Annotated in this window: 16 protein-coding genes and 1 other RNA gene; 6 read left to right on the forward strand and 11 right to left on the reverse strand. The window is 43.3% G+C overall.

Translation table 11 applies throughout. The features are described from left to right. Positions 1-12 precede the first annotated feature (12 nt). The 4 genes from DW173_RS20035 to DW173_RS20050 form a co-directional block, all read right to left on the reverse strand. Positions 13-873 (reverse strand): RNA polymerase sigma factor RpoD/SigA, encoded by an 861-nt coding sequence (locus DW173_RS20035; RefSeq protein WP_002561589.1) that lies wholly within the window; start codon positions 871-873, stop codon positions 13-15. Positions 874-1,056: 183 nt separating this feature from the next. Then, positions 1,057-2,592: a trypsin-like peptidase domain-containing protein gene (locus DW173_RS20040; protein ID WP_004317638.1), complete on the reverse strand. Its 1,536-nt coding sequence runs from the start codon at positions 2,590-2,592 to the stop codon at positions 1,057-1,059. A 219-nt stretch (positions 2,593-2,811) separates the two neighbouring features. Continuing rightward, a complete protein-coding gene (locus DW173_RS20045; RefSeq protein ID WP_008025364.1) occupies positions 2,812-3,963 on the reverse strand; it encodes a dipeptide epimerase in 1,152 nt (383 codons plus the stop codon). A 113-nt stretch (positions 3,964-4,076) separates the two neighbouring features. Then, positions 4,077-5,057 (reverse strand): NlpC/P60 family protein, encoded by a 981-nt coding sequence (locus tag DW173_RS20050; protein ID WP_004317636.1) that lies wholly within the window; start codon positions 5,055-5,057, stop codon positions 4,077-4,079. A 98-nt stretch (positions 5,058-5,155) separates the two neighbouring features. Here DW173_RS20050 and rnpB point away from each other — a divergent pair. Both rnpB and DW173_RS20060 read left to right on the forward strand, forming a co-directional pair. Then, positions 5,156-5,519: RNase P RNA component class A (gene rnpB / locus DW173_RS20055), an RNA gene on the forward strand. A 22-nt stretch (positions 5,520-5,541) separates the two neighbouring features. After that, on the forward strand, positions 5,542-6,861 hold the full coding sequence (locus tag DW173_RS20060) for a YihY/virulence factor BrkB family protein (protein ID WP_008025368.1): 1,320 nt from the start codon (positions 5,542-5,544) through the stop codon (positions 6,859-6,861). A 368-nt stretch (positions 6,862-7,229) separates the two neighbouring features. Here the strand turns inward: DW173_RS20060 and DW173_RS20065 are convergent, their stop codons facing one another. The 6 genes from DW173_RS20065 to pstC all read right to left on the reverse strand — a co-directional run bounded on the left by DW173_RS20065 (position 7,230) and on the right by pstC (position 12,415). Beyond that, positions 7,230-7,766 (reverse strand): nitroreductase family protein, encoded by a 537-nt coding sequence (locus DW173_RS20065; RefSeq protein WP_120145095.1) that lies wholly within the window; start codon positions 7,764-7,766, stop codon positions 7,230-7,232. Between the two features lie 51 nt (positions 7,767-7,817). Further along, the gene (locus tag DW173_RS20070; RefSeq protein WP_004317631.1) at positions 7,818-8,420 is read right to left on the reverse strand and encodes a riboflavin synthase; all 603 of its coding nucleotides are present in this window, start codon (positions 8,418-8,420) and stop codon (positions 7,818-7,820) included. A gap of 389 nt (positions 8,421-8,809) precedes the next feature. Continuing rightward, complete coding sequence (phoU, locus tag DW173_RS20075) at positions 8,810-9,499, reverse strand: phosphate signaling complex protein PhoU (RefSeq protein ID WP_004317629.1); 690 nt, start codon at positions 9,497-9,499, stop codon at positions 8,810-8,812. Positions 9,500-9,574: 75 nt separating this feature from the next. Next, a complete protein-coding gene (gene pstB / locus DW173_RS20080) occupies positions 9,575-10,333 on the reverse strand; it encodes a phosphate ABC transporter ATP-binding protein PstB (protein WP_008771190.1) in 759 nt (252 codons plus the stop codon). Positions 10,334-10,341: 8 nt separating this feature from the next. Beyond that, a complete protein-coding gene (pstA, locus tag DW173_RS20085; RefSeq protein WP_008025376.1) occupies positions 10,342-11,217 on the reverse strand; it encodes a phosphate ABC transporter permease PstA in 876 nt (291 codons plus the stop codon). 1 nt (position 11,218) lies between these two features. Continuing rightward, positions 11,219-12,415 carry a phosphate ABC transporter permease subunit PstC gene (gene pstC / locus DW173_RS20090; RefSeq protein WP_008025379.1) on the reverse strand — a complete coding sequence of 399 codons (1,197 nt, stop codon included), beginning with the start codon at positions 12,413-12,415 and terminating at the stop codon, positions 11,219-11,221. Positions 12,416-12,594: 179 nt separating this feature from the next. On the opposite strand from pstC, the gene DW173_RS20095 reads away from it, so the two are divergent. The 4 genes from DW173_RS20095 (at position 12,595) to DW173_RS20110 (ending at position 17,425) form a co-directional block, all read left to right on the forward strand. Then, complete coding sequence (locus DW173_RS20095) at positions 12,595-13,407, forward strand: phosphate ABC transporter substrate-binding protein (RefSeq protein ID WP_008643354.1); 813 nt, start codon at positions 12,595-12,597, stop codon at positions 13,405-13,407. A 48-nt stretch (positions 13,408-13,455) separates the two neighbouring features. Then, positions 13,456-15,195: a glutamine--tRNA ligase/YqeY domain fusion protein gene (locus tag DW173_RS20100; protein ID WP_004317618.1), complete on the forward strand. Its 1,740-nt coding sequence runs from the start codon at positions 13,456-13,458 to the stop codon at positions 15,193-15,195. A 99-nt stretch (positions 15,196-15,294) separates the two neighbouring features. Further along, positions 15,295-16,746 carry a tetratricopeptide repeat protein gene (locus DW173_RS20105; RefSeq protein WP_120145096.1) on the forward strand — a complete coding sequence of 484 codons (1,452 nt, stop codon included), beginning with the start codon at positions 15,295-15,297 and terminating at the stop codon, positions 16,744-16,746. A 31-nt stretch (positions 16,747-16,777) separates the two neighbouring features. Further along, positions 16,778-17,425 carry a DedA family protein gene (locus DW173_RS20110; RefSeq protein ID WP_008025384.1) on the forward strand — a complete coding sequence of 216 codons (648 nt, stop codon included), beginning with the start codon at positions 16,778-16,780 and terminating at the stop codon, positions 17,423-17,425. Between the two features lie 68 nt (positions 17,426-17,493). On the opposite strand, the gene DW173_RS20115 is transcribed toward DW173_RS20110, so the two are convergent. After that, the gene (locus DW173_RS20115; protein ID WP_120145097.1) at positions 17,494-18,378 is read right to left on the reverse strand and encodes a DUF3078 domain-containing protein; all 885 of its coding nucleotides are present in this window, start codon (positions 18,376-18,378) and stop codon (positions 17,494-17,496) included. Positions 18,379-18,417: the final 39 nt, after the last annotated feature.

Raw genomic sequence — 18,417 nt, forward strand, 5'->3', positions numbered from 1 at the left:
GATATTCCTTACTTATCCCAAGTAAGATTTGAGCAATTTACTACGATTACTTTGTCTAAGTCTTCTAATTGCTTTTTCTTTAATCTGACGAACGCGCTCACGTGTGAGGCCAAATTTATCGCCGATTTCTTCTAATGTCATTTCTTGTTGTCCGATACCGAAAAACATCTGAATGATTTCTTTTTCTCTATCGGTTAACGTAGAAAGAGCTCTATCAATTTCCCTCGCAAGAGACTCATTAACCAGAGAGCGGTCCGCCATAGGCGAATCATCGTTAACCAACACATCCAACAGGCTGTTATCCTCTCCTTCCACAAAAGGCGCATCCACCGAAATATGACGGCCGGACACCTTCAGCGTATCAGAGATTTTATCAACCGGAATTTCCAGTTCGTCTGCCAACTCCTCGGGAGACGGACGCCGCTCGTTTTCCTGTTCAAACTTCGAGAAGGCTTTGCTGATCTTATTCAGCGAACCTACCTGATTCAACGGGAGACGAACAATACGCGACTGCTCTGCCAATGCTTGCAGAATAGACTGGCGAATCCACCATACAGCGTAGCTAATGAACTTAAATCCACGTGTCTCATCAAATTTCTCGGCAGCCTTAATCAGTCCTAAATTGCCTTCATTAATCAAGTCAGGCAAACTCAAACCCTGGTTCTGGTACTGTTTAGCCACAGATACGACGAAACGAAGATTGGCACGTGTCAATTTTTCCAATGCTACACGGTCACCCTTACGAATGCGTTGAGCGAGTTCCACTTCTTCCTCGACAGTAATCAGGTCTTCACGGCCGATTTCCTGCAAATACTTATCAAGAGAAGCGCTCTCTCTGTTAGTGATACTTTTGGTAATCTTTAGTTGTCTCATTCTTTAAAAACAGATTTGGAGTGCAAAGTTACGACAAATAATTTGTTAACATACAAAATTAAGTAACTTTTACACTATATTTTTCAACTAATAAAACAAAAAGAGATGCCGACAAGTTGATTGGCGGCATCCTTTTTCTATTTCATTAGCTTATCCTATAATCTTCTTACCTTATTTTATATATTACTCTTGAGTAAGATCGACAGCGAAGTATCCGCGTTTACCGGATGGGAACACACCGGTCAGGAACAATACCTGATTCGGAGACTTAACAGCAGCTTTCATCACCTCTTCCAGATCGCTGACTTTGCGCATCGGCTGGTCATTAGCTTTTAGGATAATGAAACCTTTACGAACTCCTGCATCTGACATCTTACCGGAAGAAACCCCTGTCACTTGCAAACCGTAACCCAGATTCAATTGTTTCTTCAAATCATCCGGCAATTCTTTGAAAGCAGCTCCCAAGATTTCCATGCCTGCATCTTTCACGATTTTGGTAGTACCTTGTTCGTTCTTCAACGTTACTTCAACGGTCTTTTCCTTCTTATCGCGCATCAGTTTCACTTTCACTTTATCACCCGGACGATGTTTCGCAAGAGCTTCCTGCAAGTCGGCCATATTAGATACTTTCTTATTATCCACACCGATAATTACGTCGTCCACTTTAATGTCAGCTCCTGCAGCAGAACCATTCTCTACGATTTCAGAAACCCACACTCCTTCTACAACACCCAGTTCTTTAGCTTTATCTGCCAGTGTCTTACCGGATTTATCAATCGGTTGACGGTCGTCCATCAAACTGCTACCGATAGAACCACCACGAATACCGAGCAATGCACGTTGTACTGTTCCGTATTGTTTCAGGTCGGCAATTACCTTCGTCATAATGCTGGTCGGGATAGCGAAACCATATCCTGCATAAGCACCTGTCGGAGAAGAAAGCACCGAATTGATACCTACCAGTTCACCTTTGGCATTTACCAGCGCACCACCACTATTCCCCTGATTGATAGCAGCATCCGTTTGAATGAATGATTCTATACCACCATTATATACACCCAGAGAACGGGCTTTCGCACTTACGATACCGGCAGTTACAGTAGAGTTCAGATTGAACGGGTTACCTACCGCCAATACCCACTCTCCTACTTTCAACGCTTCGGAGTCTCCTACCGGAATAGTCGGAAAATCATCACCTTCTATTTTTACCAATGCAAGGTCGGTGCTGGGGTCAGTACCAATCACGCGTCCTTTAAACTCACGGTTATCATTCAGTTTCACACTGATTTCATCCGCACCTTCAATCACGTGATTATTCGTTACGATATATCCATCTTTCGAGATGATTACTCCCGAACCAAAACCTACACGAGGTTGAGACTGTACCTGACGCTGCTGTCCGCGTCCATCACCAAAAAAGAAATCGAAGATGTCCGGCGCTTGCTGAACAGTTCTTGTTTTAGCTTCTTGAGTAGACCTTATATGTACGACAGCATGAAGCGAATTCTCCGCAGCCTGAGTCAGGTCAACAGGTTGAGCGTTCACAGCGTCAAAAGCAGCCAATTTGACATTGGGATTCTGCTTGAACATCTCATTAAAAGATGTCTCTTTAGCAGCTTCGTTAGATTGCAACAATTTGTAAGTTGTCAATCCTGCAACTCCTGAGCTAAGAAGAATGATTGCTCCTACTCCCAGAATGTTCTTTGTTGTCTGTTTCATGATTTATAATTCTTTAAATTGTTAATATTCGACATTGTTTTAACTTTTACGACGTTAAAATAATAACAAATATCGTTCACTTATTCTACTTGTCACTCTTTTTTGTCCACTTTTAACAGAGAATATTTAGAGCTTAACAGCGGTTAACGACAACACCTGACAAATTTACATTCGTTGTATGTCAGATGGCTTTAACACTCTGACATTCATTCAGTAAAGTCAGATTTTCATGACACCGATTCCGGGCAAATCATTCAGGGTGATCTTTCCATTCACCACTTCTACCCCTTTAAATCGATCATTAGAAATAAGCAAGTTACCATCCAGGTCGGCAAAATCGACTAATGGTGAGAACTGTGAAGCTGCTGAAATAGCACACGAGGTCTCTGTCATACAACCCACCATCACACGCATACCGAGCGCATGAGCCAGTGTTACCATCTTCCATGCTTCACGCATACCGGTACATTTCATCAGTTTAATATTAATTCCCGTGAAAGCGTCTTTCAAGGCAGCTACATCTCCCAAACGCTGCAACGATTCATCTGCAAATATCGGCAATGGACTTTGTTGTGTTATCCAGGCAATGTCGTCTAGCTTCTCCTTCGGCATAGGCTGTTCTATCATCACAATACCTTTTTCTTTCAGCCAATGAATCATATCAAGCGCGTATTGACGGTCTTTCCAGCCTTGGTTGGCATCTATCGCTATCGGTAGATTCGTTACCGATCGGATGGTTTCAATCATCTCCTTATCATTGTCCCGTCCCAGCTTTACCTTTAATATATTAAACTGATCGGCGCACTCTTTTGTTTTCTCCCGTACTACATCCGGTGTATCAATACCTATCGTGAAGGTGGTAGAAGGCGTCTTTTCTTTGTTCAATCCCCATATTTTATACCAGGGAGCATCCAACAGTTTTCCCACCAAATCATGAAGGGCGATATCTACCGCAGCTTTCGCCGCCGTGTCTTTTGGCGAGAGGCTGTCAACGTATGACAAAATGTCATCTAGCTGAAAAGGATCACTAAACTGTTCCAGATTCACTTTCCCCAGAAAACTCATTACCGATTCTACCGTCTCTCCCAAATAAGGAGGCATAGAGGCCTCTCCGTACCCCGTTATCCCTTCATATTCTATTTCCACCTGTACATCAGGAGTCGTTGTGCGTGAATATGTGGCAACCGTAAACACATGCTTCAACTTCAATTCATAAGGGAAAAAGCTCATTTTCATCTTTCCTCCCAAACCGAGCTTATTTATATAGACGTTAGAAAGCGATGATTCTCCGGCTAATGTCTGACGGACAACCAACCCTGAACCCAAAGCAGCCAAAGTCGCTGTTTTCAAAAAATCTCTTCTGTTCTGCATGCTTTAATAGATGATAAATTACAAATGATAAGTGATAAATGACAGGTGGCAGATAATAGATGATAGATATTTATGCAAAATACTCACAGTAACTATCAACCATCATTTATCGACTATTTATAATAAGGATTATTATCCGTAGTATTCATTCCCTTCTCCTTATTAATATAAGGTAGGAAGCGAACGGCAAAAAGCAGACGTTTCGTGTTGAACTCGTCATAGTTCTTATCCACAGGGTTCATACTACTGATGTGTACATCGCCCAAAGCGTGGATAAACTGTTTATTACCAAGGTAAATACCAACGTGAGAGATTCCTTCTTTACGCTCCGCAGTCGCTTTACGACCAAAAAACACTAAATCCCCCCGTTGTACATTGGCAAAATCAGGAGCAATCTCAATATGTTCGCCCACATAAGCCTGTTGAGACGCATCTCTCGGAATAATAATATCATGCATAAAAAGCACGGTACGTACCAAGCCGCTACAATCTACTCCTTTGGAAGAGGTTCCTGCCCACAGATAAGGGACTCCCATCATCGAATAAGCAGTCGCAATGATACTTTCAACATCTTGTTTCAATGAAGCCCTCCATTTTGTTTCCGGTTGAGAAATAGATTTAGAGATGTATGCTTTCCGACCGTCGGGATAAGATACTTTGTAGAAATGCCCCTTGCTTCCCTCCCACTTCAGACGATTGCCTGCAACCACGTCGGACACAGGTTGAGAACTTTCATCCGGTTTTTCATACGCAAATCCATAATGCGAAGTAACCACTATCTTTTCCGCCCGGTTCCACTCATCATAACGTTCCTTCGACATGGGGGTAATCACCATCCGGTGTACCCATCCGGTATAATCATCCGGCGTTTGTATCTCGTACCAACCGGTATATTGAAGTACTTTGACCGGCATCCCCAACAATGCCTGCGTACTCATGCCGGAAGTAAATTTGCCTTCTTCGCGCAAATTGCAAACAGAGATATGCACTACCCCATAAGCTGAATCGGCAGGCATGGGACGTATTTCCTGTGCTTTCAGGCTGACTGCCGCAATCACCAGAAAACAAGAGAAAAGGAGGATATTCTTCTTCATTAAAATTCATTTTAATAATAGCAAAGGTAGAAATTATTTCTATTTGTGGTACTTTCTTTGGCTAAAACAAAATAAATGACGTATTTTTGCAGTCTAAAGCAGTTGGCCGGTCTGTCGCGTGCACGTTTCGTGCAGGAGGAAAGTCCGGGCAACATAGAGCATCCTACTTCCTAACAGAAAGCTGTCCGTGAGGGTAGAGTAACGTAGAAGAAAATAACCGCCGCTCCTTTCGGGGAGAGGTAAGGGTGAGAAGGTGGGGTAAGAGCCCACCGGCCGCATGGTGACATGTCGGGCTGTACGTCTTAGGAGTTGTAAGGTCATGTAAACCGGCGTTATGAGAGTTGCTCGCTCCATGTCGGAGGGTAGACCGCTAAAGTGTCGTGGTGACACGCCACTCAGATAAATGACAGGCACCTTGTTTTATATAAGGTACAGAACTCGGCTTATAGGCTGACTGCTTTTTCTTTTAATTATCCGTTGAACTATGAAGAAGAAAATCACCGATATATGGAAGTTTCTTACGTATGACATCTGGCGCATTACGGAAGATGAAGTGACCCGAACCAAGTTCTCACTCTACAATATTATAAAGACCATCTATCTTTGTATCAACCGGTTTACCAAAGACCGGATGGCTAATAAAGCTTCCGCACTGACATATAGCACATTACTCGCCATTGTACCGATACTTGCCATCCTGTTTGCCGTGGCACGCGGTTTTGGATTCGACAACCTGATGGAACATCAGTTCCGCAATGGTTTCGGAGGAAATATAGAAACAACAGAGGCCATTCTCTCATTTGTCAACTCCTATCTTTCACAAACCAAAGGAGGTATTTTCATTGGAGTTGGTTTGGTCATGTTGTTATGGACGGTTATCAATCTGGTCAGCAATATTGAAATCACCTTCAACCGTATTTGGGAAGTAAAAAAAGCACGGTCCATGTATCGCAAGATTACGGATTACTTCTCTATGTTCCTATTGATGCCGATTCTAATCGTAGTGTCCGGAGGACTTTCTCTGTTTATGAGTACCATTCTCAAACAGATGGATGATTTCGTCCTGCTTGCTCCTATTATGAAATTCATGATACGGCTTATCCCTTTCGTCCTGACATGGCTGATGTTCACAGGGCTGTATATCTTCATGCCGAATACGAAAGTAAAATTCAAACACGCGCTCATTGCAGGCATTCTGGCGGGGTCTGCTTATCAGGCTTTTCAATTCCTGTATATCAACAGCCAGTTGTGGGTATCAAAGTACAACGCCATTTACGGTAGTTTTGCCGCACTTCCTTTATTTTTGCTTTGGTTGCAAATATCTTGGACAATCTGTTTATTCGGAGCCGAATTGACGTATGCCGGACAGAATATCCGCAGTTTTAGTTTTGACCAGGACACCCGGAATATCAGCAGACGATACCGGGACTTTATATCCATCCTGATTATGTCGCTCATAGCCAAACGGTTTGAGAAGAACGAGCCTCCCTATACGGCTGCAGAAATCTCGGAAGAACATCAGATCCCCATTCGGCTAACCAATCAGGTGCTTTATCAGTTGCAGGAAATAGAATTGATTCACGAGGTAGTCACCGACGAAAAAAGCGAAGAGATCGGCTATCAACCGTCAATGGATATCAATCAATTGAATGTAGCCATCTTATTGGATCGTTTGGATACATACGGTTCCGAGAATTTCAAAATTGATAAAGACGAAGAATTCAACGACGAATGGAAAGTGCTGACCGAATCCAGAGAAGAATACTATAAAAAAGCAAGTAAAGTATTACTGAAAGATTTATAAGGAAAAGGAAGCAAGCAGTGCAACGATCTCGAAAATCAGACTTTACAACCTGATATTCTTATCTATAATAAGTCCGAAGCCAGCCTGAAAGGAGAAGACGCCCAACTGAAAGCGGCAGTAGACTATTTGCTGAAGGATTTGTCAAAAAAGAAATAAATACTACATTATTAATACCGCTTATTCAGCGGCATTAATAATAAGTTATATATCAACACTTTAGAAGAAACACTTTTGGTTTTAAACAAACAGTCCGTTCCTTTAAAAGGAAAGCATCGTTGGTTTAAAAGGAACGGACTCTTCCTTTAAAACCAACGATGCTTTCGGTTATATGCTTATCCTAAAGAACTAAGAATATAATTATTTTTCAATCAATAACGGTTGTATGAAACCACCTTTTCTTTCGGCTTCCTCATCTTTTTGCGTTTTTCCTTTGCCGGATAGCCAATGACAATATCCAGCAATAAACGTTTGGAAGCAGGGATACCGGCAAGCTGTTTCATTTCTTTTTCATCAAACCAACCCAGAATACAAGAGCCCAGTCCTTCGGCTTCAGCCGCCAAAGCAATATGAGCAGCAACTATTCCAATGTCGATCAATGGAAAATGCTTGCCTTTCACCTTTCCACCAAGCAGAGAGGTAATATTAGCAGATTCCTCTACCACCAGAATATGCACGGGAGCATCTTTAGCAAACTTATTCATCCCCAAACCAGCAGCAGCTTTCCCCGCTTTTTGAGCCAGTTCCTTATCCGTGATGACTACAAACTTCCAAGGCTGCGCATTACAGGCCGAAGGCGCTAAACGAGCAGCTTCAAGTATCCGTTCCAACTTTTCCGGCTCCACCGGACGCTCCTTATCATACGAACGGTCGCTTTGACGAGCCTGTACCAATTGAAGAAAATCCATAAGATTGCGATTTTATGATTTACGATTGAAATTCGCTTTCGCGACAGCCAACTATTTATATTGAATCATCCGGCTGATATACTTACCGATAATATCGAATTCAATATTTACCACACTGCCAATCTCAAACGTATGGAAGTTTGTATGCTCATACGTATAAGGAATGATAGCTACCTGGAAAGTATCATCGGTCGGATTACATACTGTCAGGCTAACACCGTTCACAGTCACCGAACCTTTATCCACCGTAATATATCCACGTTTCGCCATTTCCTTATCAAACGCATATTGGAAGGTAAAATACCAACTACCTTCCGCATCCTTAACATCAATACAAGTAGCAGTCTGGTCTACATGTCCCTGAACAATATGTCCGTCCAACCGGCCATTCATCATCATGCTACGTTCAACATTCACCTTATCCCCCACTTTCAGCAGACCGAGATTAGAGCGTTCCAATGTTTCTTTCATGGCAGTCACCGTATACGTATCATCTGTCAGAGTCACCACTGTCAGACACACACCATTGTGAGAAATACTCTGGTCGATTTTCAACTCATTCACAAACGAACACTTAAATGTAAAGTGTATATTCTCCTGGTCTTTCACCAGTGCTACCAAAGTAGCATATTCTTCTACGATTCCAGAAAACATAATTTCATTTACTATTTTACGATTTACTACTTACTATTTTAAGATTGAGAATACTCTCTTAATGCAAGGGTCAAAGATACGAATTAGAAAGGAGCTTAAAAAATAAGAGCAAAAAAAAATGGGGCTTTTCACAAAGCTCCATTTTTCAGTTTTCAATAGGTATTAGTTTTTTTTAAGGTAAAAAGATTGTTTTCAGGATAACGGTGCAAATATAGGCGGTTTTACCGATACTATCCAAATTATAAAACATGTCATATAACATCTTTTTGAAAATTCTTTGGATTTATTATCATTTGAAGCAAAATCTCCTGTAACTTATCCGTTATAGGTGACAAATATAGGATAATTTTTTAAGGAGCCCTAATTTCTGTTTAAAAATCTGCCAAAAATTACTTTTCCGGGTAGTTTTCGTCCGTTTTGCCACGATGTTTTAACACTTTGGCGTCAATGAAGAAAACAATCTCCTCGGCAATATTGGTAATATGGTCTCCCGAACGTTCCAGTTTACGAAACACACTGACCAAATCTACGCAGGTATGTACAGCTTCCGGATGTTCGATGATATAGTCAGAAAGAATACCTGTCGCATCCGCATTGATTTCATCCAGCAAATTATCCTTGGCAAAAACTCCCGCTGCCAAATCATTGCTTTCTTCATTTAAGGCACGCTTCGCCAGTTCCAGCATCGACAACACTTCTGCCTGCATCTCTGCCAGACGAAGACGGTTCAATAATTCCGCATCCAACACCGGCTCTTTGCAACGAAGTACAAAGCGGGCAATACCTTCCGCAAAGTCGCCCAAGCGTTCCAGATTCGTATTGATCTTCAGCATAGCCAATACAAAACGGAGGTCAATCGCCACCGGATTATATAATGCGATAATATCTTCCACATCGCTATCTATCTTCAATTCAAAAGCATTCACCCGACGCTCGCGAACCATCACTTGTTGAGCCAACTCCTTGTCGAGGGTCAACACAGCCTCTCCGGCACGGTCAAGTTGGTTGTACACCAAGGTCCACATTTCATCAATTTCCTTCTTCAATAGGATAAGTTCCGATTCTATAAACTTTACCATAGTCTATTATATATAAATGATTAATATTTTGCTAATGACATTTCAGAGATAAATTTCAGGCACGGATTTCACGAATTACCCGAAGCGTCCCGTTATGTAATTCTGGGTAGCCTCTTTCTCCGGATTGGTGAATATCCTTTTCGTCTGATCGAATTCCACCATTTCGCCCATATAGAAAAACGCCGTCTTATCACTGACACGGGCTGCCTGCTGCATATTATGCGTAACGATTACAATCGTATAATCCTTCTTCAATTCATGGATCAGCTCCTCCACCTTAGCCGTAGAAATAGGGTCGAGTGCAGACGCAGGCTCATCCATCAGCAATACCGAAGGAGAGACAGCCATCGCACGGGCGATACAAAGCCGCTGTTGCTGTCCGCCGGACAATGCATAAGCCGACTCCTTCAACTTATCTTTCACCTCATCCCAAAGAGCCGCTCCTTTCAACGTTTCCTCCACACGATGGCGAATGAAAGCATTGTCTTTTATTCCATTAACACGAAGTCCGTAAGCTACATTCTCGAATATACTTTTCGGAAAAGGATTCGGACGCTGGAACACCATTCCTACATTCTTGCGGAGTTCGTCCACTTCCACCCCTTTCGCATATATATTATGTCCGTCGATACGGATTTCTCCCTCCAGACGGGTAGCAGGAATCAAATCATTCATCCGGTTGAAAAGCCGGAGGAAAGTAGACTTACCACAACCGGACGGTCCGATAAAAGCGACAACCGACTTTTCCTCAATCTGCATACTGATACCCTTCAATGCATGAAAATCTCCATACCAAAAGTTCACATCACGCGCATCTATTTTCACTGTATCCATATACTAATCTAGTTTGTTTTTACTCTTTTCTCAAAATACTTTCTCAATGCATTGGCCAGCAGATTCACGAACAGGATAATCATAATCAACACCAATGCCGTACCATAAGCCAGCGGCAATTGTGCCTCCATATCCGTTCCACTCGTGGAAATCACATACAAATGGTAAGGCAATGCCATACACTGATCGAAAATACCCGTTGGCAGTTGTGGCAGGAAATATGCGGCACAAGTAAACAGAATCGGCGCCGTCTCTCCCGAAACACGTCCCAAGGCAAGAATCAACCCTGTGATAATGTTCGGCATCCCCATCGGCAGAATGACGTGCCAGATCGTCTGCAACTTCGTTGCCCCCAAGGCCCGGCTACCTTCACGCATACTGTCAGGAATGGCTTTCAAAGCTTCCTCCGTTGTCCGAATGACCAAAGGTACGCAAAGCAAACCTAATGTCAAAGAACCGGCCAAAATACTATCACCAAATCCCATATAATTGACAAACAGCGCCATACCGAACAATCCGAATACGATGGAAGGAATACCGCTCAAGTTATTGGTCATCACCCGGATAAAGCGTACCAACTTACCTTTCGGCGCATACTCATTCATATAAATTCCGCTCATCACCCCTATCGGAAAGGCGAACAGCGCACTCCCCACCATCAGATAGAAAGTACCGACAATAGCCGGCCATATACCGCCACCTGTCATCCCGTCCGTAGGAGCCGAAGTGATAAAATCCCAACTGATAGCGCCGATTCCTTTATAGACGATAAATCCCAGAATTGCAAACAATATCAGTACAATGCAAAGGCTCAACAGCCGGAAAATCCCGAAAGCAACTTTCTGCGAACGGTGTTTAGCTTTATTATTACTCCGTATTTCCATCTTATTTGCTACGTTTTAATCCTTTAGAGGAAATATATTCCACACTAAAGTTGATAATCAATGTGATGAAGAACAGTACGACACCCAACAGGAACAACGCCTGATAGTGAGGTCCTCCCGCAGGAGCTTCTCCCAGTTCGGCCGCAATCGTAGCCGGAATGGTACGCAAAGGCTCAAGGATTGTTGTCGGAATCACAGCCGCATTACCCGTCACCATCAATACTGCCATCGTCTCCCCGATAGCACGTCCGATACCGAGTACCACACCGGATGTAATCCCCGAAATAGAATAAGGAATCACTACCTTATATATCGTCTGCCATTGCGAAGCGCCCAATGCCAGACTCGCTTCCCGCATTGCACGCGGACAGTTGCGCATCGCGTCTTCCGTCACCGTTATAATAGTAGGCAATGCCATAATAGCCAGTACGATACTTCCCGCCAAGCCACTCTCTCCCACCGGAAGATCAAACAATTTCTGAATCAACGGAACAATGACAATCAATCCGAAAAAGCCATAAACAACGGAAGGAATACCACTCAACAGTTCGATAATCGGTTTCAGCCAGTTCCGCACTTTCGGATTTGCCACTTCAGACATATAAATAGAAACCGACAGCCCGAACGGCAAAGCAAAAAGGATGGCAAACAGGCTCACCCACAACGTCCCGGTAATCAACGGCAGAAAGCCGAATTGAGCAGCCGGAGTAGCCGTAGGAAACCATTCGGCACCCGCAAATACATCCTTTACGGAAATAGTGTTATCCTCTATGAAATGTACCGCGTCCGGATGAACAATAAACTTCTGCGGAACAAAAGCTACGATGCCGGGTGTTTTCTCCACCAGCTCCGTAATCTTATCGCCTGCATATTCATAAGCAGGTCCCAATTCCTCTTCCGTATAATACTGCGTTATGTCCTCCAAACGAAAAACCCGGATAGGGAGATCTTCCCCACCGAGTTCCTTCCAGTTTGTAATCTCTTCGTCAAAAACATTTTTTATCTGTGCGGGGCTCAACACACTGACCTTGTTGCTCTTATTCAGCGCCAACACATATCCCTCTTCAATCACTTTACTCTTGAACAGCCCGAAAGCTTCAGTGAAAAGGAAGAGTACAATCAGCAGAATAGTAATACTTGTCACAAAGCCGCTACAAGTCAACATTCCTTCTATAATCTTTTCAAATACCTTTTTCATATACCTGCTATGATTTCTGATGCAAAGAAAGCATCTCTTTATTAAGGAGGTGTGACTAACGTTTGAAGGAAATGTTTCAATCATGTTACGTTTGTGTTACAAGTATCATTTCCACTCCGGATGAAATGAAAATGTAATATCCGATTGCTTAATTTGCAACGTTAATAAAACGAAGAAATATGAAAGTGAGAAGAAACTTATTAATCGCCCTTTCCTTACTCTCGCTCGGTGCCAACGCACAACGTATTAAAGGTAGCGATACGGTACTGCCTGTCGCACAACAGACAGCAGAGCGGTTTATGAACCAGCATCCGGAGGCCCGTGTCACAGTGACCGGTGGTGGAACCGGTGTAGGTATCTCCGCTTTAATGGATCATACAACGGACATCGCAATGGCTTCCCGCCCGATCAAGTTCAGCGAAAAGATGAAAATAAAAGGAGCCGGAGAAGAAGTAGACGAAGTGATTGTAGCCTACGATGCCCTTGCCGTGGTGGTGCATCCCTCCAATCCGGTAAAGCAGCTGACCCGCCAACAACTGGAAGACATTTTCCGGGGGAAGATAAACAACTGGAAACAGGTAGGCGGAGACGATCGCAAAATAGTGGTTTACTCGCGCGAAACATCGTCCGGTACTTACGAATTTTTCAAAGAGAGCGTACTGAAAAATAAAAACTACATGGCAAGCAGCCTTTCTATGCCGGCAACGGGTGCCATCATCCAGTCTGTCAGTCAGACCAAAGGAGCCATCGGATATGTCGGACTGGCATACGTATCTCCCCGTGTCAAAACGCTTTCCGTATCATACGACGGCACCCACTATGCCACGCCTACGGTAGAGAACGCCACCAATAAGACCTACCCCATCGTGCGCCCGCTTTATTACTACTATAATGTAAAAAATAAGGAACAAGTCTCACCCCTGATTCAGTTTATTCTCTCGTCCGACGGACAGGACATTATAAAAAAGAGCGGTTATATTCCGGTTAAATAAAAAAAATGTCCTACTTTTGTAGCCTAAATACAGATAACATTAACCGTTATGACAGATATTAAAAACGAAGAAGCAGGCGAAAAGAAAAGCTTGAACTTTATTGAACAGGCAGTAGAGAAAGACTTGAAAGAAGGTAAAAATGGTGGAAAAGTGCAGACACGCTTCCCGCCCGAACCTAACGGTTACCTTCACATCGGCCATGCCAAAGCTATTTGCCTTGATTTCGGCATCGCAGAAAAACACGGCGGTGTATGTAACCTTCGTTTCGACGACACAAACCCGACCAAGGAAGATGTGGAATATGTAGAAGCTATCAAAGAAGATATTCAATGGTTGGGCTACCAGTGGGGAAACGAATACTACGCTTCCGACTACTTCCAACAATTATGGGACTTCGCTATCCGCCTGATCCAGGAGGGAAAAGCATATATTGACGAACAAAGCTCCGAACTGATCGCACAGCAAAAAGGTACTCCTACCCAACCGGGTGTGGAAAGCCCTTACCGCAATCGTCCTATCGAAGAAAGCCTCGAACTTTTTAAGAAAATGAATAGCGGCGAGATCGAAGAAGGTGCCATGGTGCTCCGTGCCAAGATTGACATGGCTAACCCGAATATGCACTTCCGCGATCCGATTATTTATCGTGTAGTGAAACACCCGCACCACCGTACAGGTACTACCTGGAAGGCTTATCCGATGTATGACTTCGCTCACGGACAGAGTGACTTCTTCGAAGGAGTAACTCACTCGCTGTGTACACTCGAATTTGTGGTACACCGTCCTCTTTACGACCTCTTCATCGACTGGCTGAAAGAAGGAAAAGACCTGAACGACAACCGTCCCCGTCAGACTGAATTCAACAAACTGAACCTAAGCTACACCCTGATGAGCAAACGTAACCTGCTCACACTGGTAAAAGAAGGATTGGTGAACGGATGGGACGACCCCCGTATGCCGACTATCTGCGGTTTCCGCCGTCGCGGTTATTCACCGGAGTCTATTCATAAATTTATTGATAAAATCGGATATACCACATACGATGCCCTGAACGACATCGCCCTGTTAGAAAGCTCCGTTCGGGACGACCTGAACAGCCGTGCCACCCGTGTATCGGCAGTGATCAACCCGGTTAAACTAATCATCACCAACTATCCGGAAGGACAGGTTGAAGAACTGGAAGCAATCAACAACCCGGAAGACCCGGAAGCAGGAAGCCACCTGATCGAATTCAGCCGTGAACTGTGGATGGAACGTGAAGACTTCATGGAAGACGCTCCCAAGAAATATTTCCGCATGACACCGGGACAGGAAGTACGCCTCAAAAATGCCTATATCGTAAAATGCACCGGTTGCAAGAAAGACGAAAACGGCGTAATAACAGAGGTATATTGTGAATATGACGCTAATACCCGTAGCGGTATGCCGGACGCAAACCGCAAGGTGAAAGGCACGCTCCATTGGGTAAGCTGCAATCACTGCCTACAAGCAGAAGTACGTTTGTACGACCGCCTGTGGAAAGTGGAAAACCCACGCGACGAACTGGCTGCCATCCGCGAAGCAAAAAATTGCGAAGCACTGGAAGCCATGAAAGAAATCATCAATCCGGACTCATTGAAAGTTCTGCCCAACTGCTACATAGAGAAGTTCGCAGCTACCCTGCCTACACTCTCCTACCTGCAGTTCCAACGGATCGGTTACTTTAATATCGACAAAGAATCAACCCCGGAAAAACTGATTTTCAACCGCACAGTAGGGTTGAAAGATACGTGGGGGAAGATTAATAAATAACCTTTCACCACAGATTACACGGATTAACACAGATTAGAGAAATAAAGAATAAAAATCTGTGTTAATCCGTGTAATCTGTGGTGAACAAAATTAATAAAAATGGGTAGAAAGAACTCACCATCAGCCAAAAAGCAACTAGCCACACTTATCACAAACTACGAAAAAGCAAAAGCAGAAAACCGACAACTTTATCTGGATGCTGACCAACTGGCCGACATCGCCGACTGGTATGCCTCCGAACGGAAATTTGAAGAAGCACAAGAAGTAATCACCTACGGACTTAAGATACATCCGGGAAATACAGCTTTACTCATCGAACAAGCCTATCTCTACCTGGACACCCAAAAACTGCAAAAAGCAAAGAAAGTAGCAGATTCCATCACCGAAGATTTTGACTCGGAAGTGAAACTGCTGAAAGCCGAACTATTGCTGAATGGAGGAAAACTGGAAGAAGCCCAATGGTTATTAAGTACGATAGCGGATGCCGACGAACTGGAAACAATCATTGATGTCGTATTTCTCTATCTGGACATGGGATACCCGGACGCAGCCAAAGAATGGCTCGACCGAGGTAAATCGCGTTATGCCGAAGATGAAGAATATATGGCCCTCACAGCCGATTATCTGGCATCGACCCACCAAGTAGAATCGGCCATCATCTATTACAACAAACTCATCGACAAATCTCCTTTCAACGCTTCCTACTGGATGGGGCTGGTGAAATGTTACTTTGTTCAGGAACAAATAGACAAGGCCATCGAAGCCTGTGATTTTGCGTTGGCAGCCGACGATCAGTGTGGAGAAGCCTACGCTTATAAAGCGCATTGTTTTTTCTATCTGAACAATTCGGATGATGCCATCGAGAATTACCAAAAAGCGATCGAGCTTAAATCCATCCCCCCTGAACTGGGTTATATGTTCATGGGAATATCCTACGGCAATAAAGAAGAATGGCAGAAAGCCGATGACTATTACGACAAAGTAATCGCACGTTTTGAAGAAGACGGAGACAGACAGTCTGTCCTATTAATAGACACATATACCAGCAAAGCCTTCGCCCTGTCTCATCTGGAAAGATATGAAGAAGCACATCAGCTCTGCGAAAAAGCCAAAGAGATAAACCCGAATGAAGGATTGATTTATCTGACAGAGGGAAAACTATATCTGGCAGAGGAGCTGGAAGACGAAGCAGCCTTGTCTTTCGAAAAAGCGATAGAGATTAACTCTAACATAGAAATGTGGTATATGATCGCCTCTGCTTATTCGGAAAGTGACTATCTGATAGAAGCCAAAGAATACTTTGAAAAAGCGTACCAGATGAATCCGAAATACGAAGATGTGACGGAGAAATTGAGTGTGCTTTGCCTCATGCACGGTGAAATCGACAACTTCTTTAAATACAACAAAGAATGTGAACATCCACTGGAAGAAGATATGATTCTGGATCTGTTAAATAGTCCCGAACATAGAGAGGAAGATGAAAGAACTCTCAAGGAAGTGTGGGAACGCATGAAAAAGGAGAATAAGAAAAAGAAGAAAGGAAAAAAATAAATCAGATTAATAAATTCTATCCTCAAAAAACATGGAATCAGTAGCAGAACTTCTTAAATGGGTATTAGAAAATTTGAACTATTGGGTAGTCACCATTTTTATGGCTATCGAAAGTTCTTTTATTCCCTTCCCCTCGGAAGCCGTAGTGCCACCTGCCGCATGGAAAGCTATGGCAGACGACAGTATGAATATCTTTCTCGTGGTCCTATTTGCCACCATAGGAGCAGATATCGGTGCATTAGTAAATTATTACCTGGCGCGTTGGCTGGGTCGTCCTATTGTCTATAAATTCGCTAACAGCCGTTTAGGGCACATGTGCCTTATTGACGAAGAAAAGGTACACCATGCAGAAGAATATTTCAGAAAGCACGGTGCAGCCTCCACTTTCTTTGGCCGTCTCATTCCGGCTGTACGCCAACTTATCAGTATTCCCGCAGGATTAGCCGGCATGAAATTAGGACCTTTCCTACTTTACACCACTCTCGGCGCTGCGATATGGAACAGTATATTGGCTCTACTCGGATACCTGATCTACCGGTTTACAGACCTCAAAACCACTAATGACGTCTATGTAATGGCAACCACATACAGCCACGAAATCGGCTATGTCATTATAGCAGTGGTGGTATTGGTCATCGGATTCCTGGCTTATAAGGGACTGAAGAAGAAGAAAAAATAAGTATTAAGTATTAGGTATTAAGTATTAGTCATGGTAATACTTAATACCTAATACTTAAAAACCAATCCTTAGAAATTGAATTGGACTCCCACTCCCAAGATCTCTTTAAATTGTACACGAGATCCTTTGGTACCATCCTTTTGTACAATCTTCACATCATCGTCATACATCAGGTTAGTAGTGAGCGTGGTTGAAAACCATTTATTGATAATCATATTTATTTGCACCTCCCAGTTCACATCTATGTTCAATGGCTTGTGCAGATAATCGGAATATAAATCCAAACGCGAATATACTGTCATATTCTTCAAAAATTCATATTTGGCTTCCCCTTTCAAGTTAGCACCGAAGCTGGATAACAGGTGTTTGCCCGGGTCTACTCCATAAGCTCCTTCGTCCGAGAGACGGTCATTGAGAACAAATGTTCCGCGCCATGCAGCAGGAGACAATACAACGGTAAATATCTTACCGGGATCATAAGTAAAGCCCAAACCGGTAGTCAAATAAGCGGGAGCCATAAATTCGGAGATAGCAACATCTTTATTGACAGAATAGTCATATCCGGGAGAGAACTGCGTCTGGAAAGTAGCGAATGCGCTGGCATACCAACTTTTGGCAATAGCATAGCCATAATTCGTATTCAAATAAATCTTATCATTAGCCTTCCTGGTTCCGTCGTCACCGGTCTTATTCAATCCATAAGCCAGTTCGATACGATTATTCCACAAATGTTTTCCTTTCTTATAATCAATCTGATAAGTGCCCTGCAAGTCAAAGGCAACAGAGTTATCACCTCCGGCAGCCCAGTTAGTCAGGCTCACCTGTGTCAGTTTCAGTCCGGCAAATCCTTCTTTTGTCCAGGGAGAAGTTTGTGTACTATCGGCAGTTTGAGCCGACAGAGTTCCAGCACCCATACATAACAGGGTGATGAATAGAGTTTTCATCTTGTTCATGATAGTTGAGGTTTAGTGTAGAAAAAACACAACCTAACA

Source organism: Bacteroides sp. AM16-13 (genome assembly GCF_003602705.1).
Classification (GTDB): Bacteria; Bacteroidota; Bacteroidia; order Bacteroidales; family Bacteroidaceae; genus Bacteroides; species Bacteroides xylanisolvens.